Origin of the sequence: Phyllobacterium sp. SB3 (genome assembly GCF_040009165.1) — a bacterium.
In the GTDB taxonomy this organism is placed as follows: Bacteria; Pseudomonadota; Alphaproteobacteria; order Rhizobiales; family Rhizobiaceae; genus Phyllobacterium.
In genome coordinates this window covers 608,269-633,538 of record NZ_JBDYKI010000003.1, presented here as the reverse complement: position 1 = coordinate 633,538, position 25,270 = coordinate 608,269, and the positions used below count along the sequence as shown (strand labels likewise).

The window sequence follows — 25,270 nt, the reverse complement described above, 5'->3', positions numbered from 1 at the left end:
TCTCCCGCAATGCCCACGTTCTTCGACAATGTTCATCTGATTTTGATCGCTGCCGCGTTTGCAGCAGGTTTCATCGACTCTATTGCCGGAGGCGGTGGACTGGTGACTGTTCCAGCATTGCTACTGACCGGAATGTCGCCAATTGAATCGCTTGGAACCAACAAGCTGCAATCAGTCTTTGGCTCGGCGTCCGCTACAATCGCCTACGCTCAAAAGGGTCACGTTGATCTGAAAAAACAGCTGCCATCAGCTTTGATGTCAGCTCTTGGTGCAGTTGGCGGCGCTTTGCTGGCAGGCTTTTTGCCCGGAGATGTATTGCGTGCCTTTCTGCCATTGTTGCTGATAGCCATTGCGATTTACTTCGCGGTGAAGCCGAATATGGACGATATAGACCGAGCACAACGCCTAACACCCTTTGTCTTCGGCTTCACGATCGTACCTTTGATTGGTTTTTATGATGGGCTCTTCGGACCGGGTACTGGTTCATTCTTTATGCTGTCATTTGTTTCCCTTGCGGGCTATGGCCTGCTGAAAGCAACAGCCCATACAAAGCTGCTGAATTTCTCATCTAACGTTGGCGGTCTCCTCACCTTCGCGTTTCTTGGGGCAATCAATTGGAAAATAGGCTTGATGATGGGTGTTGCGCAATTTATTGGCGCACGCGTCGGCGCAGGCATGGCAATGAAAAACGGAGCAAAGATAATCAAGCCGCTCCTTATAGTCGTCTGCTTGGCTCTGGCCACCAAGCTATTGCTTGATAGTGACAATCCAGTCCGGATTTGGTTGTCACGCCTTTTCTAGAGTCGGAGGCTCAAGAGAATAACACCGCCAGCAATCAGAATGACGCCGAGCCAATTTATGGCCGACAGCCGCTCACCCAAGAATACTACACCGAATATAGCAACCATAACGATTGATAGCTTGTCGATTGGTGCAACACGCGCTGCATCCCCAATCTTCAATGCCCTGAAATACGCGAGCCACGATGCCCCAGTCGCCAAACCTGACAGAATGAGAAACGTCCATGTCTTAGTTGAAATGGTCGAGAGTCCCTGCCATTGGCCGCTCACTGTAAGAAAAAGACAGAGTGCTCCAATAATAACAAAGGTGCGTATGAGGGTGGCAAAATCGGAGTTAATGTTTTCAATGCCGACCTTGGCAAAAATGGCAGTCAAAGCGGCGAAAACCGCCGAAACGACTGCCCAGAATTGCCAGCTCTCGGCCATCAGAACTCAATACCCTTTTGCGCTTTAATGCCCGCGCGGAAAGGATGCTTGATCATTTCCATCTCCGTAACAAGATCAGCAAACTCAATAAGTTCATCCTTGGCGTTGCGACCTGTAATAATGACGTGTTTCATATGCGGCTTCTGCTTCAACACCTCGATAATCTCATCCACCGGAAGATAATCATAGCGAAGTGCAATGTTCAGCTCATCGCAAAGAACAAGTTCTGTCTCATCGTCAAGAATTAACGACTTGGCCTGTTCCCACGCGTCGCGCGCCATTGCTATGTCGCGGGCACGATCCTGCGTTTCCCAGGTAAAACCCTCACCCATGGCCGAGATTGTCACCTGCTCAGGAAATTTTTCGAGAACCCAACGCTCACCGGTATCCCAAGACCCTTTAACGAATTGGACGACGCCAATCTTCATGCCATGCCCCAGTGCGCGGAAAACAACACCGAAACCGGCCGTCGACTTACCTTTTCCTTTACCGGTATTGACGATCACCAAACCTTTTTCGTCGGTTTTTGTGGCTTGTATCTTGTCGCGCACAGCCTTCTTTTTACGCATTTTGTCAGCGTGACGCTCGTTGATCTCTTCTTCGGTCAAATTCTGCAATTTTTGTGATTTTTCAGCCATTTGGCGTCCCCTTCCGAATCATATTCTCAAGCTGCAAGCTTGCTCAGTTCAAATCGCGCCGAATTGGATCGTGGCGACCAAAACCCGCGATCAACCGCAGCTTCCAGTTTCTCGGCGATATCGCGCAAGGCATTGGGATTTTTTTCAGCGAGAAAAGCCCGCACACCATCATCCACGAGAAATGCCTGATAAACCGCTTCAAAATGGTGGTTCCCCACTGCACCAGTTGTGGCTGCGAAGGCAAACAGATAATCGACTGTAGCAGCCATTTCGAAAGCACCTTTATAGCCATGTCGCATAACACCGGCGATCCACTTTGGATTGGTTACACGCCCGCGTACAGTTCGCGCTATTTCTTCTTCAAGAGTACGGATGATCGGTTTTTCTGGGCGGGAATGATCATTGTGGTAGATTGATGGCCGCTCGCCTGACAGAAACTCGACTGCTGCCGACATCCCGCCTTCAAACTGGTAATAATCGTCAGAATCGAGCAGATCATGCTCGCGATTATCCTGATTTTGGATAACGGCATTTACTGTCCGCAACCGCTCTTCAAGGAGTCCCTGCTCCGCTACCCCCTCTTCGCCAGCGCCATAAGCGTAACCGCCCCAGACGAGCCAGGCCTCCGCCAGATCATCGCGTTTGGCCCAATCATTCTCATCCATGAGCGCTTGCAATCCCGCACCATATGCTCCGGGCTTTGAGCCAAAAACACGAAATCCAGCACGTTGTTTGGCAAGCTTCTCGTCAGTACCTTCCGCAATCAACCGAGCCTGCTCCCGACGCATACGCGCTGCAATGGGATTATCGTGTTCGTCTTCGTTTAAAGCACCAACTGCTCGAACGGCTGTATCGAACAACGCAATCTGGTCGGGGAATGCATCGCGGAAGAAACCGGAGATACGCAAAGTTACATCGACGCGCGGACGGCCAAGCATAGCGATCGGGATAATTTCATATCCGGTAACACGCCGGGATGCCATGTCCCACACAGGCTTTGCTCCGATAAGCGCCAATGCCTGTGCTATATCATCGCCGCCAGTCCGCATGTTCGAGGTGCCCCAAGCGGTAAGACCAAACGACGTCGGCCATTCGCCGTGATCTTGTGTATAGCGCCGGATTAAAAGCTCAGCAGACCTTTGGCCAAGCTCCCACGCTGCCGGTGTTGGTACAGCGCGCGTATCGATCGAGAAAAAGTTACGCCCGGTTGGCAAGACGTCCGGGCGCCCTCGCGTCGGTGCACCGGATGGTCCCGGTGCCACAAAGCGCCCATCCAGTGCGGTCAGCAGCGCATTCATCTCCGCGTCACCGCATGCGGAAACAGCAGGATGCAGATTGTCGCGAATGCCTTTCATGACTGCCATGGTAGCAATCCAGTTCTCAGGACATTCTGTTTCGCCTGCGACGAGCTTTGCAGCAAGTATCTCGATACGTTCCACCGCGTCGCCAGCAATGCGCCAAGGTTCGTCGGAAACAGTCTCAAGGATTTCCGGACGCAAGCCATTCCATGGCACGGCCATTTCACAATCAAGTGGATCAAAGCCATCAAGCTCAAGATCATTCGCAATGGCGCGCTGCAGGCTTTGGTCAGATCCATGCCCTGAGCCACGCGGCACACGTGCCAACGCCACGACCAGGTCAGTCAGTAACCGCCCCGATGGGGACTGGCCGAAAATATGCAATCCGTCACGAATCTGCATTTCCTTCAGATCGCAAAGGTAGGCATCAAGTTTTTGCAAAGCGAGGTCATCCGTATCGTGATCGTGGATACCTGCATCGCTATCGAGACCTATGTCACGGACCAGATCAAGTATTTGCACCTTGAGGCGAACCAAGCGGCGTGGGTCAACGCCCGATGCTTCGTAATATTCATCAACCAGCGCTTCGAGGTCCTTCAATGGGCCGTAGCTTTCGGCGCGCGTCAGTGGCGGCGTCAGGTGATCAATTATAACAGCCGATGAGCGGCGCTTTGCCTGTGTGCCCTCGCCCGGATCATTGACAATAAAAGGATAGATATGAGGAATCGGCCCCAGTACGGCTTCAGGATAGCACACCTCTGACAGGGCAAGAGATTTACCGGGCAGCCATTCGAGGTTTCCATGTTTTCCCACATGAATAATGGCATACGCTCCATAAACATTTCGCAAGAAGGCGTAGAACGCGAAATATCCGTGGGGCGGTACAAGATCAGGCGAATGATACGTCTCTTTAGGATCAATGTTATAGCCGCGAGCGGGTTGAATACCGACAAGTGTTTCGCCAAACCTAGCCAACGGCAATGCAAAAGCGTTATCACCTTCCATGAAATACGGATCAGCTTCGGGTAACCCCCAGCGTTCCATTACCGCCGACTGAATCGACTGCGGAAGTTTTTCAAAGAAGTCTTTGTAATGACTCAGGGAAATTGTTTCGCGCACTTCGCGACCATCATCAGCAGCATTGGTTGGCCCCGCCATCAGATAATTGATCAGGGTGCCGCCATCGGCAGGAACATCTGCAACCGAGTAACCCTGCTCCCGCAATCTTTGGAGTATTTGCCATGTGGCAGCTGGCGTATCCAAACCGACACCGTTACCAAGCCGGCCATCGCGATTTGGATAGTTAGCCATGATCAAAGCAATCAAGCGTTTCTCGGGATTCGCGCAGCGAAGTCGCGCCCAATTTGCGGCCAACGCCGCAACGAACTCAACCCGGTCGGCTAACGGTTCATGCGTAACGATATTCGCCTGAACCGCTTCATCGTAATGACGCGCTGATTTGAATGACACTGCCCGGGACAACACGCGGCCATCGATTTCCGGCAGCGCTACATTCATTGCGAGATCGCGTGCTGAAAGACCCTGATCGGAACTGCGCCACTGATCGACGCTTGATCCGGAAAAGACAACCTGAAGGACCATTGCTCCATCGTGCTCAAGGACAGTAGCCTTGCGGGATGCACCTGGCACTGAAACTGCAAATCCGGTTGCATTCAAGACAACTGCAGGCGCGGCTTCGCTAAAAATATTTGTCAGTGTCGCGACTGAAACTGGATCTTTCAGACTGGAGACAAAAACAGGTAAAGGATTAAGACCCTTCGCCTTCAGCGCATCGATTAGTGCTTCTACCGGCTGCATTTGCCCGCTTTGAACTAAAGCTCTGTAAAAGCAGATAGCAACAATCGGTGCATCCACCGCCCATCTGGATCGCAATTCATTCAAAGAAGGAGCAGAGCTTCCCGGCCACCAAAGACCGGACTTCAGTAATGGAGCAGCGTCTTGCGGTTTATCTCCGCCGCTAATCATTGCCGCGCAATAGTCAAGAAAGCGTTGAGCGTTTTGTGCCCCCCCTTCCAGCAAATAATGCCAGAGGGCGTCACGGTCTTGACGCGAGATGGTAGAAAATCGATCAAGGCCGGGATCAGGTTTGTCATCGCCAGGCAGCACTGCCAGCCGAACTTTATGATTGACTGCACAGGCGTGGAGAGCCTCGAGCCCATAGGGCCAGTAGCTCTCGCCACCGATGATCCTGACAACTATGAGCTTGGAGTGCTGCGCTGTCCGCTCAACATAGGCGTCAACCGACATGGGATGAGCAAGAGCCATCATATTAGCCAGACGCAACGACATGCCATTTGTAGCTCGCCGTTGAGCCATACCCAAACTTGCAAGCTCGGTGTCCGCAGCAGAAAGAAACAACACATCTCCTGGCGTCTGGCCGAGGTCGATAGCCTCAGTACCTTCAGCGATCGTGCCTTTTTGGGCAAGCAGGAGATGCATTCAATTTCCGATCAGGCAGCAGCAGCATTAACAGCAGATGTAATTGCTGTAGAATCTATATCATGCAGACCAATCACAACCAGCCGTGTCTGGCGTTCTTCACCCGGATTCCAGCTTCGGTCAAAATAGTGCTCGATGCGCGAGCCGACAGCTTGAACTACAAGTCGCATTGGTTTTCCGGGTACATCGACAAAACCTTTGAGCCGCAGGATGTCATGATCAACGATCACACGCTTCAGCTTCTCGACAAACGATTTTGGCTCGGTGATAGGACCCAGACCAACGACAAAGCTCTCAAACTCGTCGTGATCATGCTCTTCACCTGCCTCATGCTCCATCTCATGATGAGATTTCCGGTTGGCAATATCTTCCTCGGTTCCGATACCGAGGCCAAGCAAAAGTTCATTGCTGAGTTTACCAAAACTTGCCGAAACCATGTTGAGCGAGCGTGACGAGCGACTTTGCACATCACTTTTAACGCCAGCAAGCTGTGCATCGTCAATAAGGTCGGTTTTATTCAGAACGACGAGATCGGCAGCGCGTATTTGGTCCTCGAACAATTCCTCAAGCGGGCTTTCGTGATCAAGCGACTCATCCTGCTCGCGCTGAGCGTCGACCTTGTCATGATCATCAGCAAAACGGCCTTCCGAAACAGCAGCAGCATCAATAACTGTCACCACACCGTCGACGGTAACCTGTGTCTTGATTTCCGGCCAGTTGAACGCTGCGACAAGTGGCTGAGGTAACGCAAGACCGGACGTCTCGATGACAATGTGGTCGAAGCGTTCAGGCCGGTCCAGAAGCTTGGTCATGGTCGGGATAAAATCATCGGCCACCGTGCAGCAGATGCATCCATTGTTCAGTTCGATCATATCTTCATCGCGGCAGGCTTCGATACCACAGCCTTTGAGCAGATTGCCATCGACGCCAAGATCACCAAATTCGTTGATGATCAGCGCAATGCGCTTTCCATTGGCATTTTCGAGCAGGTTGCGGATCATCGTCGTCTTGCCCGAACCGAGAAAGCCAGTGATGACTGTTGCCGGAATCTTGTGACCCTGCATTTTGTTATCCCTTCATTTTGAGTGGCAGTCCTGCTGCCACGAAATAGACTGTTGCCGCAGCAGTTGCCACGGCTTGATGCAACCGGCCTGCATGATCGCGAAATTCACGCGCCATGCGATTTTCCGGTACAATTCCGAGTCCGACTTCGTTGGAAACCAATATTACGGCTCCGGAAAGATTACTCAGCATATTTGTGAGGCGCGCCACTTCGATATCAATGTCCCGTTCGGCAATCATCAGATTGGTCAGCCATAATGTCAGGCAGTCAACGAGAACCGCTTTTTCACTGCCTGCCAAACTCTTCAACTTCGCCGCCAGATCTATTGGCTCTTCAACTGTTACCCATTGAGATCCCCGCCGCGCCTTGTGATGTGCGATACGCGTCGACATTTCATCATCCCATGCCCTGCCTGTGGCAAGATAGATCGCATCCAGTTTGGACGCTTCTACCAAGCCTTCCGCAAAGGAGGATTTACCGGAACGCGCGCCTCCAAGAATAAAGGTGACTCCGCGTTCCAGCACATGCATCAGGCGTCAAGCTCCGATGAGGCATAATTCTGGATTGCCCAACCCAGCGCAGTTCCGAGCACAACCCAGAAGAAGAGATTGGTTGTGAGGGTTGAAACTGCAAATTCCGAAGCAAGTGTTGGAGGAACAGCCGAAGTCAAATCTCCAGCCTCTGGCGCACCATAAACATGTGGAGCGACGATCAGCACAACACCCAGGATTCTTGCCCATACTTGCTCGCGAAGAACGATCAAGTAAACACCGCTGGCCGTTAGAACCACCGTTATCAACCACCATGCTTGGCGTGTGGCCAAATCTGCTGCCGGCATCGCTGGCAATTCCGGTGCGAGGCTAAATGCTGGTGCGAAATTGAAGATGAAAAAACCGGCAAGCCCCCAATAGATGCCGTTTTGTAGTGTGATGCGACGGCCAAGAAAAAGTGCTGCTGCACCGGTAATCAACGCAAACCCTGCTCCAGCAACGAGGTTAATCAGCAATGTGTTACCAAAACGGCCAAATGGCAGTTCAGGGCCTGCTTCTTCCTCGTGCTCGTGCGCTGCTACCGCTGCTGGAGCGCTTTCTGTGGTAGCGGCTGGAGCATCATGAGAATGACCTTCCCCGCCAGCATTTTCATACTCCTCAGCATGCAGAATAAGCGGCACATTTTTTACATACATTGCCGGTGTCAAAAGAATACCTGCAAACAGACCGGCTACAATCGTAGCCAAAAGATACTTTACCAACATGGATTAGCTCCCCCAATCTCTAAAAGCGAGACGCCGGGCACCTGAACAGGCCCCGGACCAAACAAACTACAATTTTTCAATGCATAAGACCCTTTAGCTGATTCAATCACTCAGCTAATTGAAGACTCAGTGGCAGGGAAATCCATATGAATGGCGGGTGTCGTGCGCAGTGTCGTGCAGCGTTTCGGAATGCGAAAGACCAACGCCATAAATAATGAATACGCCGAGCAGCAATGAAACCACAGCAGTCGTCAAACGGGATGCGAGCGGGAGAGAAATCGTATTTGAAGTACGAGTGGTAGCCATAACAACCTCCGTGCAGGGCCAGAAGGGACAATCCCCTTCGGTTTTGGGCACTATTACCCTATGACTGGCAGGTCTCCTGGCTCGCGGATCGCCAGATAAATGCCGCCTTCCCGGTTTCCCAGTGACCGCCTTCGGCTTTCGCCTCCAGCATTGGCATTCATCCTAACCGCTCTACAGTCGCGGGGTCGGCTGCGGTAGGATCGCCCTGATGGGTACGACCGTCGCATTCCCTTTTGATCCCTTAGCCTTTGGCCAATTCGGGAACCAATCATCTACTCAACGTTATTCACCAAGCGCCAGAAAAGTCAAACGAATCTGCGACACCTTCAACGCTGGCCACGTCAGCGCGCATGTTTAAGTGCAAACAGTGCCTCAATGTCCAGAACAGACTCCAGCTGCGCTGCAATGGCATCAAGCGCCGCATCTACCCCCGCATGATAATTGACCGTACTGGCAGAGATTCCCATGGACTGCAAAAATGCGGCCCGGAACCCGTCGGTGTTGAACAGACCGTGCATGTAAGTGCCAAAAACTTTGCCGTCAGCGGATATTGCACCATCGGCTACGCCATTAATATTCACCGCCGGACGAATGCAATCCGGGCCATCTGTCCGGCCAAGATGAATCTCATAACCATTCAAAGGCAAATCGAACTGCAACGAATGTGCTTGGACATTACGTACGGTCTTTTCCGGCTCCATTATCGTATCGATATCGAGATAACCCAAGCCTTCGATTCTTCTAACATTTCCTTCGATTCCTTGAGGGTCAGAGACGGTTTTGCCAAGCATCTGGTATCCCCCGCAGATACCGACAATATGGCCGCCACGACGCCTGTGCAGATCAAGATCACGATCCCAGCCATTTTCGCGAAACCGCTGCAAATCTCCAATCGTTGATTTGGAGCCGGGAATGATGACCAGCCCTGCGTCAGCAGGCAATTTTTCACCGCTTTTGACCATGACAACATCAACCTGCGGCTCGGCCAAAAGCGGATCGAAATCGTCAAAATTCGCAATACGATCAAGTACAGGTATTGCAATTTTTAGTGCCCGCCCTTGTCCTTCAACCAGCCGGTCCAGTACGACTGAATCTTCCGCTGGAAGACGTGACGCATCCTTCAACCAAGGAACAACACCGAAGGATTGCCAGCCTGTAAATTGCGTAATGGCCTTCAAACCCTCATCGAACAACGACACGTCGCCTCGAAACTTGTTGATGAGAAAACCAGAGATCATACTGCGATCTTCCGGAGAGAGAATCGTGTGTGTGCCAACGATTGAAGCGATCACACCGCCTCGATCTATATCGCCTACAAGAACAACTGGCACATTTGCTTTAATCGCAAACCCCATATTGGCGATATCACCCGCCCGCAGATTGATCTCTGCAGGTGAACCGGCACCTTCTACGATGACTATATCAGCGTCAGCGCGCACAATATCCCATGACTCCATGACCGCATTGAGCAATTGGACTTTGAGTTTTTGATAGTCTCGACCCTTGGCTTCACCCCAGACTTTGCCTTGCACGATGATTTGGCTGCCTGTTTCTGATTGAGGTTTCAATAAAACAGGATTCATGTGAACAGACGACGGCACACCAGACGCTAGAGCCTGCAACCATTGAGCTCGGCCAATTTCACCGCCATCGTCACTAACGGCTGCATTATTTGACATATTTTGTGGCTTGAAAGGTACAACCCTCAAGTTGCGATTACGCGCCAACCGGCACAAACCCGCCACAAGAACGGATTTACCAACGTCAGAGCCTGTTCCTTGCAACATGATTGCGTGTGTCATGGCCTTTGAGTAGCGGATATGTCTTTCTCTTCCTAGCCCCGCTCAAGCCGTTGCGCGCTCGTGTGCATTCGATACAGTAATATATACAGATATTCGGGAGGAATTATAATGGATGCAGTCGTGGATACGGCGGCCAGCCAGTTTGAGCTCAATGAGGATCAACTGGCGATTCAGAGTATGGCGCGAGCCTTCGCGGCTGACCGTGTGGCACCGAAAGCATTGGCATGGGATCGCGACAAGCATTTTCCCGCTGATGTTATTCGCGAAACGGGCCCTCTTGGCATGGGTGGCATTTACGTTCGCGAAGATTTTGGCGGGTCGGGTTTAAAGCGGCTTGATGCTGTTCTGATATTTGAAGCGTTGTCGGCAGCCTGCCCGGCATTTTCCGCCTTCATATCCATCCACAATATGTCAACATGGATGATTGATCTATTTGGAACGGAAGCTCAACGCCAACAATTCGTACCAAAGATGACGACTATGGAATGGCTTGGCAGCTATTGCCTGACCGAGCCAAATTCGGGTTCGGATGCAGCAGCACTGAAAACAACGGCTGTCCTTGATGGCGACTATTATATTTTGAATGGTGCCAAGCAGTTTATATCAGGTGCAGGTGACAGCGATATTTATGTAACCATGGTGCGGACAGGAGAGTCCGGCCCTAAAGGTATCTCCGCGCTCATCATCCCCAAAGATGCCCCCGGCCTGTCGTTTGGGGCCAATGAATTCAAAATGGGTTGGAATGCCCAATCGACGCGTACCGTCATCTTCGATAATTGCCGCGTTCCGGTTGCAAATCGGCTTGGCGCTGAAGGCGATGGATTCAAAATTGCGATGGGTGGGCTTGATGGAGGTCGTCTGAACATTGCAGCGTGCTCTCTGGGAGGAGCCCAATCGGCGCTGGAAAAAGCAATTAACTACGCTTCGGAACGCAAGGCATTCGGCAAAACCATCAATCAGTTTCAGGCGTTACAATTCAAGCTTGCTGATATGGAAACCGACCTTTCCGCAGCACGTATGCTGTTATATACCGCTGCATCCAAGCTTGATGCCAAGGCTCATGACGCATCAAAATGGTCAGCAATGGCAAAGCGCTTTGTGACGGACAAAGGCTTCGATATCGCCAATGACGCGCTCCAGATACATGGGGGCTATGGGTATCTGCACGATTACGGGGTTGAAAAAATCGTTCGCGACCTGCGTGTCCACCAGATATTGGAAGGAACGAACGAGATTATGCGAGTGATCATCGCGCGGCATATGATCAAACATTAGAGCAGAATATTCAGGGAGAGCGCTGCGATGACGACAATCGCCTTTATCGGTCTGGGAAACATGGGAAACCCAATGGCTGCAAATCTGGTCAAAGCCGGACACACCGTCTACGGCTTCGATCTATTACCGGATAATCTGTCCGTGGCAAAGGCCAATGGATTGTCGGTAGCCTCCAGCGCAGTGGCCGCTGTCGCGGAAGCAGATGTCGTCATAACCATGCTGCCTGCCGGAAAACATGTTCTGGCCGTCTACGAATCTGTAGCGAAAGCTGCAAAACACAACGCACTCTTCATCGATTCATCAACTATCGATGTGGAGTCCGCACGCAAAGCCCATGAAATCGCCAAACAGCACGGACTACTTTCCGTTGATGCACCAGTTTCTGGAGGAATTGGTGGAGCTGCGGCAGGCACGTTGACCTTTATGGTTGGCGGAAGTGCGGATGCCTTTGCCAAAGCCGAACCAGTGCTAAAGCATATGGGAGCTAGGATCGTACACTGCGGTGAAGACGGAAACGGGCAAGCAGCCAAAATCTGCAACAACATGATCCTCGGTATTTCAATGATTGGCGTCAGCGAAGCCTTCACACTGGCAGAAAAGCTTGGCCTGTCTCACCAGTCGCTTTTCGATGTTGCATCCACCTCTTCCGGTCAATGCTGGTCGTTAACGACGTATTGCCCGGTTCCGGGCCCTGTTGCCACATCTCCAGCCAACAATGACTACAAGCCGGGATTTGCAGCAGCATTGATGTTGAAGGATTTGCGGCTTTCACAGGATGCTGCAACGAGTGTCGGCGCAGCGACACCGCTCGGTGCTCACGCTGAAGCCATCTATGCCGAATTTAGCGCCGCCGGGAATGAAGGCTCTGATTTCTCAGGTATCGTCAATTATCTGCGTATAGCCAAACGTGAAAACTGAGACTGCAAATTATAGGCTGAAATCTGTAAAATTTAGGTTTGTTTAAGTTCTCGATAACCTAGCGGTAACGATGTCCGGGTAAAACTTTACAGGTGAGTAGATCAAGACCCTGCTCACCGCTCCGGATCAGGTACTGCGTACCGGGGTGGTATCTTCTGCCGACATTATCAATCGGCAGGTGCCATGCATAATTTGGCAAAAAACCGCGCTGCTCCATAATGGACAGGGCGGTTTTTTGTTTGCCGATAACTGACCTTCAAACGCGAAAAAGCCGTCACCCGGCAGGGCAACGCCTTCGCATCAGCAATGAAACTAGCAATTAGCCTGCAGACCGTGTCCAAATGAACGACATGGCCGAAGCAATACCGCTCTTGGCATTGGTGCGTGGCGTATCGCGCTTTTCCGTTGCATTCCATGCAATGTGAACACGGTTATTACGGTTAAAAATGTAGAGCATTTCTGCACCTCGAAAAGGAACTGTTGTTGCCCTCCAAATGCGCTTATTGCTTAAAGTTTGATCATGGGAATTCGTCATGCCTTGTCGCATTTGCGTTAGTAACCACGGCAAAAATGCATGGCTGACATGAAAAATAGTGGCAACTTGGCTTTCATTTGGCCTTTTTCAACAGAAAATCCATCAAAGCGAGCATGGCGCTAACAGGAAAGGCTATAACCATTACAGTCTCTAGGTTTAGCGCCACATGTCGTTGCTGCTAAAAAAACGTAACCGCATGATATCGACGCATGCTGACATCAACTTTCTAAAGAAAATCACTGAAAGCGTTGATCTTTCATCTATTGGTTTGTTACGATGCCGACATGAGCATTGTTATTTTGGCACCTCATTCATTTTCCCGGCGTCGTTTTATCGATAAGCCTTGTCGCGATACACCGCATTTATTCAATCAAAGCATTGCATTCTGCCGGGATAAAGATGCCAAATGGCACATAAGCGAATGACTGGGTAATGGCAGTGCCCGGTAAACTCGCATTCGGGTGAACTGTCAAAAAAGAGTGGGAGACTAAAAACATGAAGAAGCTACTCGCTTCAACTATATTGGCCGCTGGTCTTTTCGGTTACGCTGGATCAGCTTCGGCAGCCGAGGATTGCGGTACAGTTACCATCGCAAACATGAATTGGCAGTCAGCAGAAGCATTAGCAAATCTCGACAAGATTATCTTGTCCGAAGGCTATGGCTGCGATGCAGAATTAGTCGCTGGCGATACAGTACCAACCTTCACGTCAATGATCGAGAAAGGCCAGCCTGACATCGCACCAGAAGGCTGGTTGAATGCTGTCCGCGAGCCTCTCCAGAAGGCTGTGGAAGAAAATAAGCTAGTTTATGCAGCCCCGGCCATAACCGAAGGCGGGACGGAAAGCTGGTGGGTACCGAAGTATTTCGCCGAGGCTCATCCGGATATCAAAACCATTGCTGATGCAATGAAGCACCCTGAACTTTTCCCATCACCGGAAGACCCGAAAAAGGGCGCTGTTTACAATTGCCCGTCGGGTTGGGCCTGCCAGATCACGACGACCAACTTCTACAAGGCCTATGAAGGCGACAAGAATGGCTTCACGCTTGTCGATACAGGCTCAGCAGCTGGTCTTGATGGCTCAATTGCAAAAGCCTACGAACGTAAAGAGCCTTGGCTTGGTTACTATTGGGGCCCGACAGCAATTCTCGGTAAATATCCAATGGTCAAGCTCGATAATGGTGTCGAATGGGACGAAAAGGAATGGAACCGTTGCAACGCGATTGCTGATTGCCCGGATCCAAAGCCCAACGGTTGGCCCATCGCCGATATTTTTACCGTCGTCACCAAAAAATTCGCTGACAGAGCTGGCCCTGCTTTTGAATACCTGAAGAAACGCCAGATATCGACTGACGATGCCAACAAGCTTCTCGCTTGGATGGTCGACAATCAGGCAACCGGCGAAGATGGTGCCAAGTACTACTTGCAGAACAACGAAGCGACCTGGTCGAAATGGGTTTCGCCGGAAGCAGCTGAGAAAATCAAGGCTGCCGTTCAATAATCAAATTGCGGCGGGGTTTACCCCGCCGCATAAAATCTGGAACAGGCGGGCGTCGAAGCGTTCAGCCAGCAAGGTCGTATGAAAAAGCAAAGCTTTTTCTGACTTTAGAAGGGGGTACCAACGCATGGATTGGTTCTACTCATTCCCGAATATGAATGATGAGACGCTACGTAACCTTAAGAAAGCCATGGACGAAGGCTTCAAGGCTTTCACGCGAGAATATGGCGACATCATTGAATCATTCTTTCAGCCCCTGCAGTACTTTCTGATTCAGGCAGAGAGATTCATGACAGGCACACCCTGGCCAATAATGGTTCTGCTTATTGCAGGTATTGCCTGGGTTGCCAGCCGCAACTGGAAAATCGTTGCTGGCACAATAGTTACACTACTCCTGATCGGTTATTTCGACATGTGGAGTGACGCGATGAAAACCATCGCAATGATCTTTGTCGGCACGGTAGTCTCGATTGTTGTCGGCATTCCGATCGGCATTATCATGGCCCGCTCGGATGGATTTCAGCGGATTGTCAATCCAATCCTTGACGTGATGCAGACGATGCCAAGCTTTGTTTATCTCATCCCGGTTGTCATGTTACTGGGTATAGGCAAGGTACCGGGTCTTATCGCCGTCGTTATATACGCTATTCCACCCATGATACGTCTGACCAACTTGGGTATCCGGCTAGTCGACAAGGATGTTCTTGAAGCAGCCGATGCGTTCGGCTCATCCAGTTGGCAGCGATTAAAGAACGTTCAGATTCCCCTAGCCCTGCCCACGATCATGGCAGGTATCAATCAGACGATCATGATGGCGCTGGCAATGGTGGTTATCGCTTCCATGATCGGCGTACAGGGACTGGGGCAACCTGTGCTCCGCTCGGTCAATGGTCAGTTCTTCTCCCTTGGCCTCTTCAACGGCCTTGCCATCGTCGGCATTGCCATCATTTTCGACCGCGTTAGTCAGGCCTATGGCAAGCGTCTTCAAAAACATCAGGAGGTCGTCCATGGCTGATCAAAGCGTTCAAGGCGCAGGCATCAAGATCAAGAATCTTTACAAGATTTTTGGCCAGCGCGGATCTGCTTACGTCGAAGCAGTGAAGAAAGGTATGACCAAGACCGAGCTCAACGAAAAGCATCACCATGTGCTTGGTCTACGTGATATCAATATTGATATGCCTGCGGGTGGAATTCAGGTCGTCATGGGGCTGTCGGGTTCTGGTAAATCTACCCTCATCCGGCATATCAACCGCCTGATTGATCCAACGGCCGGCGAAGTCATCATTGACGGCACCGATGTCTGCCAGATGAACGAGAGCGACTTGCGCCAGTTTCGCCGGCACAAGACTGCAATGGTCTTCCAGAAGTTTGCACTCCTGCCTCACCGAACAGTGCTCGACAACACGGTCTATGGCCTGGAAATTCAGGGGCTTTCCCGCGAAAAGCAGGAAGAGCAAGCACGCCGATGGATTGAACGTGTTGGCCTCAAGGGCTTCGAAGATAACTATCCGAATCAGCTCTCAGGTGGCATGCAACAGCGTGTTGGACTTGCTCGTGCACTAACAAACGATGCGCCGATCCTTCTTATGGATGAAGCATTCTCAGCGCTCGATCCCTTGATCCGCATGGATATGCAGACCGTGCTTCTTGATCTCCAAAAGGAAATCAAAAAGACAGTTGTCTTTATTACACATGATCTCGATGAGGCACTGCGCCTTGGTGATCGGATCGCAATTCTCCGCGACGGCGAGGTTGTCCAGCAGGGAACCGGACAGGATATCGTCCTGCAGCCCGCCGATGAATATATCTCGAGCTTCGTCAAAGAAGTGAACCGTGGACGCGTCATCATGGTTGATACCATTGCGACAAAATCCGGTGCACCAGCAGATGCGGGAAATGTAACGGTTGCCAGCGGAACCACCCTTGAAGAAGCCGCCAAAACAATGACTGACGCCAATCAGCAATATGCTACAGTCGTTGACGAGAATGGGAAATCGGTCGGCGTGCTGAGCATGAACAATCTCATTCAAGCCATGGTTACTCCGATCAGTCATCTGACCGCTGCAGCCGCCGAGTAAATCATACGACATATGAGAGCGCTTCCATTAGTTGGAACGCTTTTTATAACCACGCATGTCGTTTACTTTGCCCAAGAAGTCGCTCACGCGGCGCACCCTTTTTTAGCCTCTGGCGATAGTGACTCTATCGCCCGTCAAGGGTGTCACAGAGGGCATGCATTATGAGCGAACCTGCGATCGAAATCGAAACGACTGGTTCATCGCGAGATCATGGCAGACGCGGTGGACGGTCTCGTCCACGCAGTATTGAAAGCGGTGCATTCGATCAGCCGCCATTCCGTCAGCTCAAAATTCCGCTCACACCAACTAAAATCGTTTCTGATGACGAACTGGAGTCAATCCACAACGCTTCGCTAAAAGTATTGCAGGAGATTGGCGTCGATGTTTTGCACGACGGCGCTCGTGAAATCATGAAGCAAGCGGGCGCGGATGTTCGGCCCGGCACAGCCCGTGTGCACTTCGACAAGGACATGATCCTCGAATATGTGGGGCATGCACCATCCGAATTCACATTGCATGCCCGCAACCCTGCGCACAATGTTCGGTTTGGTGGCAATAATCTAATCTTCGCGCAAATGGGTTCTGCACCCAATTGTTCCGACATGGATAATGGCCGACGCTCAGGCAATCAAGCTGACTTTCGCAATTTTCTGAAACTCGCGCAGATGCACAATATTATCAATGCGACGGGCGGGTATCCGGTCGAGCCGATTGATATCCACCCCTCTGTGCGCCATCTTGAATGTATTCGAGACCTCGCGACGCTGACCGATAAGCCATTTCATATCTACTCTCTCGGCAAGGAGCGTAATGAGGATGGTATTGAGATCGCGCGCATTGCTCGTGGCATCAGCCACGAACAGTTACAGCAAGAGGCATCTTGTTATACGATCATCAACACCAATTCTCCACTCAAGCTCGACATTCCAATGATGGAAGGCATCATCCAAATGTCGAGCAATGGCCAGATTGTCATCGTCACGCCGTTTACACTTGCCGGAGCAATGGCTCCCGTCACCATAGCTGGCGCTCTGGTTCAGCAGAATGCCGAAGCCTTGGCCGGCATTTCCTTTACGCAGATGGTTAGGAAAGGTGCTCCTGTCGGCTACGGCGGCTTCACCTCCAACGTCGATATGAAATCTGGAGCACCTGCCTTTGGCACCCCTGAATATATGAAAGCACAAATGGTCGGCGGACAACTGGCTCGCCGCTACGGAATTCCCTATCGGACTTCCAATGTCTGCGCAGCCAATACGGTCGATGCGCAGGCAGCTTACGAATCGGTATTTTCGCTATGGGGTGCTATTCAGGGCGGTGCCAATTTCATGTTGCACTCGGCAGGCTGGCTTGAAGGCGGTCTCTGCTGCTCTTACGAAAAAATGATGCTCGACTTCGATCTGTTGCAGATGGTCGCTGAATTCCTGACACCATTGGATTTATCCGATGATGCACTCGGTGTCGATGCGATGCGCGATGTCGGACCGGGTGGGCATTTCTTCGGCACAGCACACACGCAGTCGCGCTATAAAACAGCCTTCTACGCACCGATCATTTCCGATTGGCGCAATTACGAGAGCTGGCAGGAGGCTGGCTCGCCGACTGCAATAGAGCGCGCCAACCGGGTCTGGAAGGAGCGGCTGGCAACCTATGTCAAACCGGCCATTGATCCGGCCATTGAAGAAGAAATCGACGCCTTTGTTGCTAGACGCAAGTCTGAAGGTGGCGCACCAACCGATTTCTGAACGGTTGAATCAGTTTCTGAATACATTGAATCATATCTGCATCTAAGAGGCTTAATTGCATGAAATCGCACGTTAAAGCAGTTGTCATAGGCGGCGGCGTTGTCGGATGTTCCGTTCTTTATCACTTGGCTCGCGCCGGTTGGACAGACGTCCTGCTGATTGAACGTTCCGAATTGACGTCGGGATCTTCATGGCATGCTGCCGGCGGTTTTCATACGCTGAATGGCGACCCGAATGTTGCAAAGCTGCAGGCCTATACCGTCAGCCTCTACAAGGAAATCGAGGAGCTTTCCGGACAATCATGTGGCCTGCATCTGACTGGCGGTGTCATGATGGCCGACAGTCCTGAACGTATGGATTTCCTGCGTCTCGCCCATGCCCGCGGGCGTTATCTTGGCATGGATACAGAGCTGATAACGCCCTCAGAAGCGAAAGCAATGTTCCCTTTAATGGACGAAACCAATTTTGTTGGCGCCATGTGGGATCCAGTCGAAGGACATCTCGACCCATCGGGGACTACACACGCTTATGCCAAGGCAGCGCGCAAGCTGGGTGCGGAAATATCCTTGCGCAATCGCGTCATCGAATTGACGCAAGAAACGGACGGTACATGGAACGTTGTCACTGAACAGGGAACTGTTAAAGCCGAGCACGTCGTCAACTGTGGCGGCCTTTGGGCCCGGGAAGCTGGACGCATGGTCGGACTGGAACTGCCGGTTCTCGCAATGGAGCACATGTATCTCCTGACAGAAGACGTCCCGGAAGTAATGGAATTCAACCAGAGTACGGGCCGAGAATTAATTGGCGTCATGGATTTCAAGGGCGAAATATACACAAGGCAGGAACGCAATGGCATCCTGCTTGGCACCTATGAAAAGGCAGCCAAACCGTGGTCACCCGTTAATACGCCCTGGGATTTCGGTCACGAACTGCTTGCGCCGGATATCGATCGCATCGCTCCGTCACTTGAAGTAGGTTTCAAACACTTTCCCGGCATCGAGAAAGCCGGAATCAAACAGATTATCAATGGGCCTTTCACATTTGCACCCGACGGTAATCCACTGGTTGGGCCCGTACCAGGCTTGACCAACTACTGGACCGCATGCGCAGTCATGGCAGGCTTTAGCCAAGGCGGCGGTGTCGGTCTGGCGCTCTCCAATTGGATGGTGCATGGCGAACCCGGATTTGATGTCTGGGGCATGGATGTCGCGCGCTTCGGCGAATGGGCAACCTTGCGCTATACCAATGCAAAGGTTCGTGAAAATTACTCACGTCGGTTCTCGATCCGCTTCCCCAACGAGGAGTTGCCAGCCGCCCGCCCGCAACAAACCACACCACTCTATGAAACAATGCTTTCGCAGAATGCTGTCATGGGTGATTCCTGGGGTCTGGAAACCCCGCTCTGGTTTGCACCAAAAGGCACGGAAGCACGAGATATCCTCTCTTATCATCGCTCCAACGATTTTGAGCATATTGGCAATGAAGTTCGCGCGACGCGAGAGCGTGTCGGTGTTACCGAAATCGCCAACTTTGCGAAATACGAGATTACAGGAACTGGTGCAGAAGCGTTTCTTTCGCGACTGATGACCAATACCATGCCAAAAATTGGACGGCTCGTGCTGACACCCATGCTTAATCACGAGGGTAAGCTGATCGGCGATTTTACTATCGCCAAGGCAGCAGATGAACGCTTCGTTATCTGGGGATCATCTGCAGCGCAGCGTTATCATATGCGCTGGTTCCAGAAACAGCAGCCGAAGGATGGCTCGGTCAGCATTCATCGCTTTGATCAGACTCTGGTCGGTCTGTCGATCGCAGGGCCGAAAGCCCGCGATCTGCTCGCCAAACTTGTAGATGAAGACGTTTCGAACGCTGCATTCCGTTTTATGGATTATCGGGAGATGGCAGTGGGCGGAGCCCCTTGCAGAGTTAACCGTATCTCTTACACGGGAGATCTAGGATATGAAATCTGGATGGAGCCATCTTATCAGCGGATCGTCTACAAGGCGATAAAGGATGCCGGCGCAGAATATGATATTGTCGACTTCGGTATGCGTGCCCTACTTTCGATGCGGCTCGAGAAAAACTTTCCGACATGGTATCGCGAGCTACGTCCAATCTACGGCCCTTACGAAGGATCGATGGACCGCTTCATCAAACTCTCCAAGAATGATTTCATAGGTCGTGACGCCGCCTCGAAGGAAAAAACGGAGTTTGACGCGGGCACGAGTACCAAACTACGCCGCGTCTCGCTCATCATTGATGTTCCATCAGGTGACGATGCAGCCGATGTAATGGGTGATGAGCCTATCTGGGCAAAGGTCTCCAAGGATTACGGCGTTGTTCAGGCCAGTCATGGCGTTGGGGCACCTCGTTTCAATGAGAAAGGCGAGGTCGTAGCGAATGCTGGTGACATTGGTGCAGTACAAGGCGAATGGCGCGTTGTCGGGTGGGTTACATCCGGCGGCTATGCCCATTATGTTGGGCATTCCATGGCACAAGGCTATGTGCCTGCGGAACTGGCAGATAATGAGAGCCAAGGCCTTTTTGAAGTAGAGATTCTTGGCCGTCGCCGTGCAGCCCGCATCAACATTGAGCCGCCATTCGATCCTTCAGGCGAAAAGATGCGCGGGTAGTTTTTGCGATGAGATAAAGGGCAGGCCTTTTCGCCTGCCTGTCCAACCTACGACGATCAAGGCGCTGGCTGCCTCATCATAACCCTGGGCTAGTTCCCACGATTTGCAATCTATGGCCGCAACATCGGCGCGCCCTACCGCTACAGCGTGGATAGAATTCCGGTGTCCGCCAGTCTGATAATGACTAACAAAAATATCCAGCGTTTCGTCCAATGCCTCAAGATCACGTTTCAATGAGAGATAGCCAGACATTGAATCGTGACTGTTAAATGCCAGACGCTTCTGTCTCATGACATTTAAAGGCAGTTGTGGTTGTCCGTCAGTGGGGGCCGAAATGGCGGGACCCTCGCCTCGTCTCATCACGATAGGGCTTGAATAAAATGCTTCCTTGCCGCCCTCAACGCCTGAATAATCATCCTGCCCCACGACATGGACATGTTGCTGCAACCCGAGTTCCATCGGTCCCCAACAGGTCTGTGCCAATAAAAGATCTGGATGGCGCCAAAGGGTTGGGAGATCGAACTCATCCGGCGGTAGCGTTGCGGGATCAGGAGCGATTACATTCCCTGCCGCGTCTTTGATCCCACCCGGGACTGCCGGCATGTCAGCATTGCGTCGTGCAAGATAATCGGGTGCATCAAAACCACTGGAACGCAGGGTATCACGCAGCTTGAACCATTGCGCATCCACTTCCGCGCGCCGCTCCGGCCAGTCATACATCGGCAAAGCCGCAATCAAGGTCATGCGCTATACTTAGTCTTTTGGCGGCTCTGCTGGAATAGGCAAAGTGGTACCGCCCTGTAAACTGATGCCATGGCGGCGCGGACGGAAAGCGCGTGCAGTTGCTGGTTCACGACGTAACACCGGATGGACGACTTCCTGCTTGCGGCGGAACGCATAGGCACGCAGAATCTCGAAATAATTGCGGAACACATAACCGCCATTCATCCTCTGCCATTCCTCGCGTTGTTCATCATAGATTTGCGGCAGATCATACCACGGAGCAGTTGGACGCTTATGATGGACAAAGTGCAGATTATTATTGAGGAACAATAGTGCTAGAGGCGACTTTTCTACAATTATGGTCCGTCCATCCGGGCGCTCAGACCATTGGTGTTCGCAGTAGGTTCGAATAGCAATGATCGACAATCCCCAATAGGCTGCGGTGAGAGCGTAAATCCAGATCTGGATACCGAATGCGAACCAAACTACAATAAGCATGGGAACAAGACCGAGCAGGTGTATTAGCCACGCGTTACGTGTCTTTCGCTCACCTCCTGTAATCAGCCTGAATTCGCTTATGAGAAATCCGACCACCATCAAAGCAGGGCCAATTATGATGCGACCTATAAGAGTATTATTCCAGTTCAACAGAGTTTTCAGTGCCTTCGGTAATTTGTCCCAATCTCCCAGTGCCCTGAAATAACTCTCCGGATCATCATAAGGATCTGTCAGGCGCTCATCAGCATGATGCTTCAAATGCAAATGCTTGTACCGTCTGAAAGGGTAAAACAGGCCGAGCGGTATTGAGACGAGTAATTCGTTGATTGTCCCATTGCGCGTAGGATGACCATGCAGCGCTTCATGTTGCAATGATGAATGAAACGCAACGGCGATGGCCATGAGGAAAAGTGCCAAAACGGGCAGGATCGCGTAAAGATAAAGTCCGGCAAAAAACCAAAGACCGTAGCACAGAACCATCAGGGCAACTGTTGGCCATTCAATGGAGCGGCGTCGCTTCTGATTTGCCGCCGTTGCTGATGCTGTTGGGGTATGTCTTTCTGATTCCATGTTTTTCATGGTCTCACTGTCAGGAGCTGTCAGCAATGATACAATTGCGTATAAGTGTTGATTTTGCGCACCAAATAATGCAATTGTTGCATATTGTAAATAAATGGCAGCTATCATATGGATAAGCGAGATCTTTCGCGCTTGTTTCAAACGCGAATAAAAAGCCTTCTTAGTCGTAGCGGCGAAAACCAATCTGCGTTTGCCAACTCCGTCGGAATTGATAGATCGGCGCTCTCCCAACTCCTGTCAGGCCAGTCGACACGTCTACCCAGAGTTGAAACCCTACTTAATATTGCAGAGCGCCACTCTGTTTCCTTGGATTGGCTACTTGGGCTTAGCCAAGACGAGGGGATCACCGGCGAATTACGTCCAAGCATGGAGATCGAAGAGGGACCTGACAATTTCGAACGCACTCTTCTCGTCCGTTGGCACGCTGAAGCCACGGGTAGCAAGATACGCTACGTCCCGGCACGTATTCCAGACTTGTTACGCACACCGGCGGTCATTGCCTATGAAACATCGATGGTTCATCGTGATCCCGCCGCTCAGATGAGCGAAACCGCCTTTCGCCTTGATTACAATCGCCAACCAGGCACAGATATGGAAGTCTGCATGCCCTTGCAGACATTGAATGACTTTGCATCAGGTAACGGCATCTGGAATGATTTGACCAAACAAATCCGTGCCGAGCAACTTGCACATATATCGGCTCTTCTTGAGGAGCTTTATCCCTCATTCCGGCTTTATCTTTTTGATGGCCGCGAACGGTTTTCGGTGCCCTATACGGTATTTGGGCCTTATCGCGTCGCACTTTTTGTCGGGGGTATGTATCTCGTACTCAATACGACCGAAGCTGTTTTAACAATGCAACGGCACTTCGATGGCCTTATACGCGTTGCCAAAGTTAATGCCCATGAAATCGCGAGCTACGTTTCATCCTTGAAGGTCGAATAGTTATCGCGTCAAGCCTTGTCGCAAATGAGAATTGACCACATATAAAGATTTCTTTATATCGACATACTATCGATCGAGAGGACAATATCCATGACTGCAAACCCGCTTGCTGATCTGATTGCCGAAAAGGGCGTGCTTTTGGCAGATGGCGCCACAGGAACAAATTTGTTTGCTGCAGGCTTGGAAGCAGGTGAAGCGCCAGAACTCTGGAACGAGGCACAACCTGAAAAAATTATCGCTCTGCATCAGGGTTTTATCGATGCAGGCGCTGACATCATTCTGACGAACTCGTTCGGCGGAACACGCCATCGTCTTAAGCTGCATCATGCTCAGGATCGCGTTTTCGAATTGAACAAGGCCGCGGGAGAACTCGCTCGCAATGTTGCTGACAAAGCGGACCGAAAGGTCATTGTCGCGGGCTCGGTTGGCCCCACAGGGGAGCTACTGGTTCCGCTTGGCGCACTTACTGAAGAGGACGCTGTAGCTGCCTTCACAGAACAGCTAGAGGGCTTGAAGGCAGGTGGCGTTGACGTTGCCTGGATTGAGACAATGTCTGCTCCGGGGGAGATTCGGGCAGCAGCAGAAGCGGCAGTCAAGGTTGGCCTTCCCTACGTCTATACGGGCTCTTTTGATACAGCTGGAAAGACCATGATGGGTCTACCGCCTAAGGAGATACACGGCGTTGTAGATGGCCTAGCCGAGCGCCCGGTAGCTGTTGGGGCGAATTGCGGCGTTGGCGCGTCGGACATATTGGCATCACTGCTCGATATGAGTGAGGCCGATCCATCTGCAACTATTGTTATCAAGGGCAATTGCGGTATTCCCGAATTTCGGGGGGCTGAGATTTATTATTCTGGTACACCGGAGCTTATGTCAAATTATACGCGTCTGGCCATTGATGGGGGCGCAAAAATCATCGGCGGTTGCTGTGGAACGTCATTCGAACACTTGGCAGCGATGCGCAATGCGTTAGACGGGCATAAGCAAGGTTCCCGCCCCACTGTTGAAGAAATCATTGAAGTCATTGGACCAATGCGCAACAAACTTGCAGCGCATGCGGACGACATTCCGAAGCGTGAGCGACGAGGCCGTCGCGGCTAATTATTACGCAAAAGCAGCCATGTGAAAGCGTTGCTGATCTTGCAAATAGGTATGTTCCTGGCCAACAGGACATGCAAGTCTCGCTTTACAGCCGTTTTCCATACACTCAAAGCCTTCGCTCGATAGATAATCGCGACAGCAATCGACTGCAAAGTCAGTCCCGTTAAATGCATTGACGGGACAGGCAGAAAGACAGGGTTTTTCCAGACAAGTATCGCATGGATGGCTTGCTGTACTCTGTTGCGAGAACTCAATCTCGCAATCAAACAATAATGCGCCTCTGAACGCCTGCCAAAGGCCGTACTGCGGATGGATTAACAACCCTAGAGGAGAAGCGGAAATTCCCTCAGCACGCTTTGCCCATTGCTGAAATGGTTGATACGGCCGATCTGATGGAAAGACGGCTACAGCTCCAAACTTCATGGCCACGCGGTTCAACACGTGCTTGGACCACGCGTCGAGTGGATCAGTTACCCCAGATTGGAGTTGTTGCCACTTAATGAAGTGCGGCCATATTGCCGACCCGAAATGCCCGATCATAACTACGCTGACAGGCCGAGCTTCACTCGCAAGATTTGGCGGTAGAGTTTGTCGATCAAACACAAATCCGCCGCGCGGAACGAGACCGAACGGCCTCAATCCGGCGGCAATATCTTCCAACGTTACATCAACACTCATCGCCAGATACCCTACCC

General features: G+C 51.5%; 22 protein-coding genes and 1 riboswitch. Of the genes, 10 read left to right on the top strand and 12 right to left on the bottom strand.

The genetic code is table 11. The features are described from left to right. Window positions 1–9: 9 nt before the first annotated feature. Entirely contained in the window at window positions 10–801 is a 792-nt protein-coding gene (locus tag ABKW30_RS14215; protein WP_348599806.1) for a TSUP family transporter, read from the top strand. Here the strand turns inward: ABKW30_RS14215 and ABKW30_RS14210 are convergent. The 8 genes from ABKW30_RS14210 to ABKW30_RS14175 form a co-directional block, all read right to left on the bottom strand. Next, window positions 798–1,226 (bottom strand): EamA family transporter, encoded by a 429-nt coding sequence (locus tag ABKW30_RS14210; RefSeq protein WP_348599567.1) that lies wholly within the window; start codon window positions 1,224–1,226, stop codon window positions 798–800. The genes ABKW30_RS14215 and ABKW30_RS14210 overlap by 4 nt on opposite strands. Then, on the bottom strand, window positions 1,226–1,864 hold the full coding sequence (gene cobO, locus ABKW30_RS14205; protein ID WP_348599566.1) for a cob(I)yrinic acid a,c-diamide adenosyltransferase: 639 nt from the start codon (window positions 1,862–1,864) through the stop codon (window positions 1,226–1,228). The genes ABKW30_RS14210 and cobO overlap by 1 nt, the downstream gene beginning before the upstream one ends. A 26-nt stretch (window positions 1,865–1,890) precedes the next feature. Then, window positions 1,891–5,622, bottom strand: a complete 3,732-nt coding sequence (gene cobN / locus ABKW30_RS14200; RefSeq protein ID WP_348599565.1) for a cobaltochelatase subunit CobN — start codon at window positions 5,620–5,622, stop codon at window positions 1,891–1,893. A gap of 11 nt (window positions 5,623–5,633) precedes the next feature. Next, complete coding sequence (gene cobW / locus ABKW30_RS14195) at window positions 5,634–6,686, bottom strand: cobalamin biosynthesis protein CobW (protein ID WP_348599564.1); 1,053 nt, start codon at window positions 6,684–6,686, stop codon at window positions 5,634–5,636. Window positions 6,687–6,690: 4 nt separating this feature from the next. Continuing rightward, window positions 6,691–7,215, bottom strand: coding sequence for a bifunctional adenosylcobinamide kinase/adenosylcobinamide-phosphate guanylyltransferase (gene cobU / locus ABKW30_RS14190; protein ID WP_348599563.1), 525 nt, complete (start codon window positions 7,213–7,215; stop codon window positions 6,691–6,693). Then, window positions 7,215–7,940, bottom strand: a complete 726-nt coding sequence (locus ABKW30_RS14185) for a CbtA family protein (RefSeq protein ID WP_348599562.1) — start codon at window positions 7,938–7,940, stop codon at window positions 7,215–7,217. Before ABKW30_RS14185 ends, cobU begins: the two co-directional genes overlap by 1 nt. A 126-nt stretch (window positions 7,941–8,066) precedes the next feature. Beyond that, window positions 8,067–8,246, bottom strand: a complete 180-nt coding sequence (locus ABKW30_RS14180; RefSeq protein WP_348599561.1) for a CbtB domain-containing protein — start codon at window positions 8,244–8,246, stop codon at window positions 8,067–8,069. Between the two features lie 48 nt (window positions 8,247–8,294). Beyond that, window positions 8,295–8,530: riboswitch (cobalamin riboswitch) on the bottom strand. A 57-nt stretch (window positions 8,531–8,587) separates the two neighbouring features. Next, window positions 8,588–10,048 carry a cobyric acid synthase gene (locus ABKW30_RS14175; protein WP_348599560.1) on the bottom strand — a complete coding sequence of 487 codons (1,461 nt, stop codon included), beginning with the start codon at window positions 10,046–10,048 and terminating at the stop codon, window positions 8,588–8,590. Window positions 10,049–10,168: 120 nt separating this feature from the next. Here ABKW30_RS14175 and ABKW30_RS14170 point away from each other — a divergent pair, with 120 nt between their 5' ends. After that, window positions 10,169–11,323 (top strand): isobutyryl-CoA dehydrogenase, encoded by a 1,155-nt coding sequence (locus tag ABKW30_RS14170; RefSeq protein WP_348599805.1) that lies wholly within the window; start codon window positions 10,169–10,171, stop codon window positions 11,321–11,323. Between the two features lie 27 nt (window positions 11,324–11,350). Then, on the top strand, window positions 11,351–12,241 hold the full coding sequence (mmsB, locus tag ABKW30_RS14165; protein WP_348599559.1) for a 3-hydroxyisobutyrate dehydrogenase: 891 nt from the start codon (window positions 11,351–11,353) through the stop codon (window positions 12,239–12,241). 319 nt (window positions 12,242–12,560) lie between these two features. Here the strand turns inward: mmsB and ABKW30_RS14160 are convergent, their stop codons facing one another. After that, the gene (locus ABKW30_RS14160) at window positions 12,561–12,698 is read right to left on the bottom strand and encodes a hypothetical protein (RefSeq protein ID WP_008123494.1); all 138 of its coding nucleotides are present in this window, start codon (window positions 12,696–12,698) and stop codon (window positions 12,561–12,563) included. A gap of 573 nt (window positions 12,699–13,271) precedes the next feature. Here ABKW30_RS14160 and ABKW30_RS14155 point away from each other — a divergent pair. The 5 genes from ABKW30_RS14155 to ABKW30_RS14135 all read left to right on the top strand — a co-directional run bounded on the left by ABKW30_RS14155 (window position 13,272) and on the right by ABKW30_RS14135 (window position 20,729). Further along, on the top strand, window positions 13,272–14,276 hold the full coding sequence (locus tag ABKW30_RS14155; RefSeq protein WP_348599558.1) for an ABC transporter substrate-binding protein: 1,005 nt from the start codon (window positions 13,272–13,274) through the stop codon (window positions 14,274–14,276). A 124-nt stretch (window positions 14,277–14,400) separates the two neighbouring features. Beyond that, on the top strand, window positions 14,401–15,288 hold the full coding sequence (locus tag ABKW30_RS14150) for a proline/glycine betaine ABC transporter permease (protein ID WP_348599557.1): 888 nt from the start codon (window positions 14,401–14,403) through the stop codon (window positions 15,286–15,288). Beyond that, window positions 15,281–16,351, top strand: coding sequence for a glycine betaine/L-proline ABC transporter ATP-binding protein (locus ABKW30_RS14145; RefSeq protein WP_348599556.1), 1,071 nt, complete (start codon window positions 15,281–15,283; stop codon window positions 16,349–16,351). The genes ABKW30_RS14150 and ABKW30_RS14145 overlap by 8 nt, the downstream gene beginning before the upstream one ends. A gap of 161 nt (window positions 16,352–16,512) precedes the next feature. Beyond that, complete coding sequence (locus ABKW30_RS14140; RefSeq protein WP_348599555.1) at window positions 16,513–18,093, top strand: trimethylamine methyltransferase family protein; 1,581 nt, start codon at window positions 16,513–16,515, stop codon at window positions 18,091–18,093. Between the two features lie 59 nt (window positions 18,094–18,152). Continuing rightward, the gene (locus ABKW30_RS14135) at window positions 18,153–20,729 is read left to right on the top strand and encodes an FAD-dependent oxidoreductase (protein WP_348599554.1); all 2,577 of its coding nucleotides are present in this window, start codon (window positions 18,153–18,155) and stop codon (window positions 20,727–20,729) included. Here ABKW30_RS14135 and ABKW30_RS14130 read toward each other — a convergent pair. Both ABKW30_RS14130 and ABKW30_RS14125 read right to left on the bottom strand, forming a co-directional pair. After that, the gene (locus tag ABKW30_RS14130; RefSeq protein ID WP_348599553.1) at window positions 20,706–21,473 is read right to left on the bottom strand and encodes a PhnD/SsuA/transferrin family substrate-binding protein; all 768 of its coding nucleotides are present in this window, start codon (window positions 21,471–21,473) and stop codon (window positions 20,706–20,708) included. The genes ABKW30_RS14135 and ABKW30_RS14130 overlap by 24 nt on opposite strands. A 9-nt stretch (window positions 21,474–21,482) precedes the next feature. After that, the gene (locus ABKW30_RS14125; RefSeq protein ID WP_348599804.1) at window positions 21,483–22,520 is read right to left on the bottom strand and encodes a fatty acid desaturase; all 1,038 of its coding nucleotides are present in this window, start codon (window positions 22,518–22,520) and stop codon (window positions 21,483–21,485) included. A 117-nt stretch (window positions 22,521–22,637) separates the two neighbouring features. On the opposite strand from ABKW30_RS14125, the gene ABKW30_RS14120 reads away from it, so the two are divergent. Continuing rightward, window positions 22,638–23,474 carry a helix-turn-helix transcriptional regulator gene (locus ABKW30_RS14120; protein ID WP_348599552.1) on the top strand — a complete coding sequence of 279 codons (837 nt, stop codon included), beginning with the start codon at window positions 22,638–22,640 and terminating at the stop codon, window positions 23,472–23,474. 90 nt (window positions 23,475–23,564) lie between these two features. Then, a complete protein-coding gene (bmt, locus tag ABKW30_RS14115) occupies window positions 23,565–24,575 on the top strand; it encodes a betaine--homocysteine S-methyltransferase (protein WP_348599551.1) in 1,011 nt (336 codons plus the stop codon). A 3-nt stretch (window positions 24,576–24,578) separates the two neighbouring features. Here the strand turns inward: bmt and ABKW30_RS14110 are convergent, their stop codons facing one another. After that, window positions 24,579–25,253, bottom strand: coding sequence for a hypothetical protein (locus tag ABKW30_RS14110; RefSeq protein WP_348599550.1), 675 nt, complete (start codon window positions 25,251–25,253; stop codon window positions 24,579–24,581). Window positions 25,254–25,270 lie beyond the last annotated feature (17 nt).

Bases quoted from the DNA above. Each gene is read 5' to 3' on its own strand.
- cobO (WP_348599566.1), bottom strand. From the start codon at position 1,864: ATGGCTGAAAAATCACAAAAATTGCAGAATTTGACCGAAGAAGAGATC.
- ABKW30_RS14180 (WP_348599561.1), bottom strand. From the start codon at position 8,246: ATGGCTACCACTCGTACTTCAAATACGATTTCTCTCCCGCTCGCATCC.
- cobU (WP_348599563.1), bottom strand. From the start codon at position 7,215: ATGCATGTGCTGGAACGCGGAGTCACCTTTATTCTTGGAGGCGCGCGT.
- cobN (WP_348599565.1), bottom strand. From the start codon at position 5,622: ATGCATCTCCTGCTTGCCCAAAAAGGCACGATCGCTGAAGGTACTGAG.
- ABKW30_RS14145 (WP_348599556.1), top strand. From the start codon at position 15,281: ATGGCTGATCAAAGCGTTCAAGGCGCAGGCATCAAGATCAAGAATCTT.
- ABKW30_RS14125 (WP_348599804.1), bottom strand. From the start codon at position 22,520: ATGGAATCAGAAAGACATACCCCAACAGCATCAGCAACGGCGGCAAAT.
- ABKW30_RS14160 (WP_008123494.1), bottom strand. From the start codon at position 12,698: ATGCTCTACATTTTTAACCGTAATAACCGTGTTCACATTGCATGGAAT.
- ABKW30_RS14130 (WP_348599553.1), bottom strand. From the start codon at position 21,473: ATGACCTTGATTGCGGCTTTGCCGATGTATGACTGGCCGGAGCGGCGC.
- ABKW30_RS14215 (WP_348599806.1), top strand. From the start codon at position 10: ATGCCCACGTTCTTCGACAATGTTCATCTGATTTTGATCGCTGCCGCG.
- ABKW30_RS14185 (WP_348599562.1), bottom strand. From the start codon at position 7,940: ATGTTGGTAAAGTATCTTTTGGCTACGATTGTAGCCGGTCTGTTTGCA.
- cobW (WP_348599564.1), bottom strand. From the start codon at position 6,686: ATGCAGGGTCACAAGATTCCGGCAACAGTCATCACTGGCTTTCTCGGT.
- ABKW30_RS14155 (WP_348599558.1), top strand. From the start codon at position 13,272: ATGAAGAAGCTACTCGCTTCAACTATATTGGCCGCTGGTCTTTTCGGT.
- ABKW30_RS14175 (WP_348599560.1), bottom strand. From the start codon at position 10,048: ATGACACACGCAATCATGTTGCAAGGAACAGGCTCTGACGTTGGTAAA.
- ABKW30_RS14210 (WP_348599567.1), bottom strand. From the start codon at position 1,226: ATGGCCGAGAGCTGGCAATTCTGGGCAGTCGTTTCGGCGGTTTTCGCC.
- ABKW30_RS14150 (WP_348599557.1), top strand. From the start codon at position 14,401: ATGGATTGGTTCTACTCATTCCCGAATATGAATGATGAGACGCTACGT.
- ABKW30_RS14140 (WP_348599555.1), top strand. From the start codon at position 16,513: ATGAGCGAACCTGCGATCGAAATCGAAACGACTGGTTCATCGCGAGAT.
- ABKW30_RS14120 (WP_348599552.1), top strand. From the start codon at position 22,638: ATGGATAAGCGAGATCTTTCGCGCTTGTTTCAAACGCGAATAAAAAGC.
- ABKW30_RS14110 (WP_348599550.1), bottom strand. From the start codon at position 25,253: ATGAGTGTTGATGTAACGTTGGAAGATATTGCCGCCGGATTGAGGCCG.
- ABKW30_RS14135 (WP_348599554.1), top strand. From the start codon at position 18,153: ATGAAATCGCACGTTAAAGCAGTTGTCATAGGCGGCGGCGTTGTCGGA.
- bmt (WP_348599551.1), top strand. From the start codon at position 23,565: ATGACTGCAAACCCGCTTGCTGATCTGATTGCCGAAAAGGGCGTGCTT.
- mmsB (WP_348599559.1), top strand. From the start codon at position 11,351: ATGACGACAATCGCCTTTATCGGTCTGGGAAACATGGGAAACCCAATG.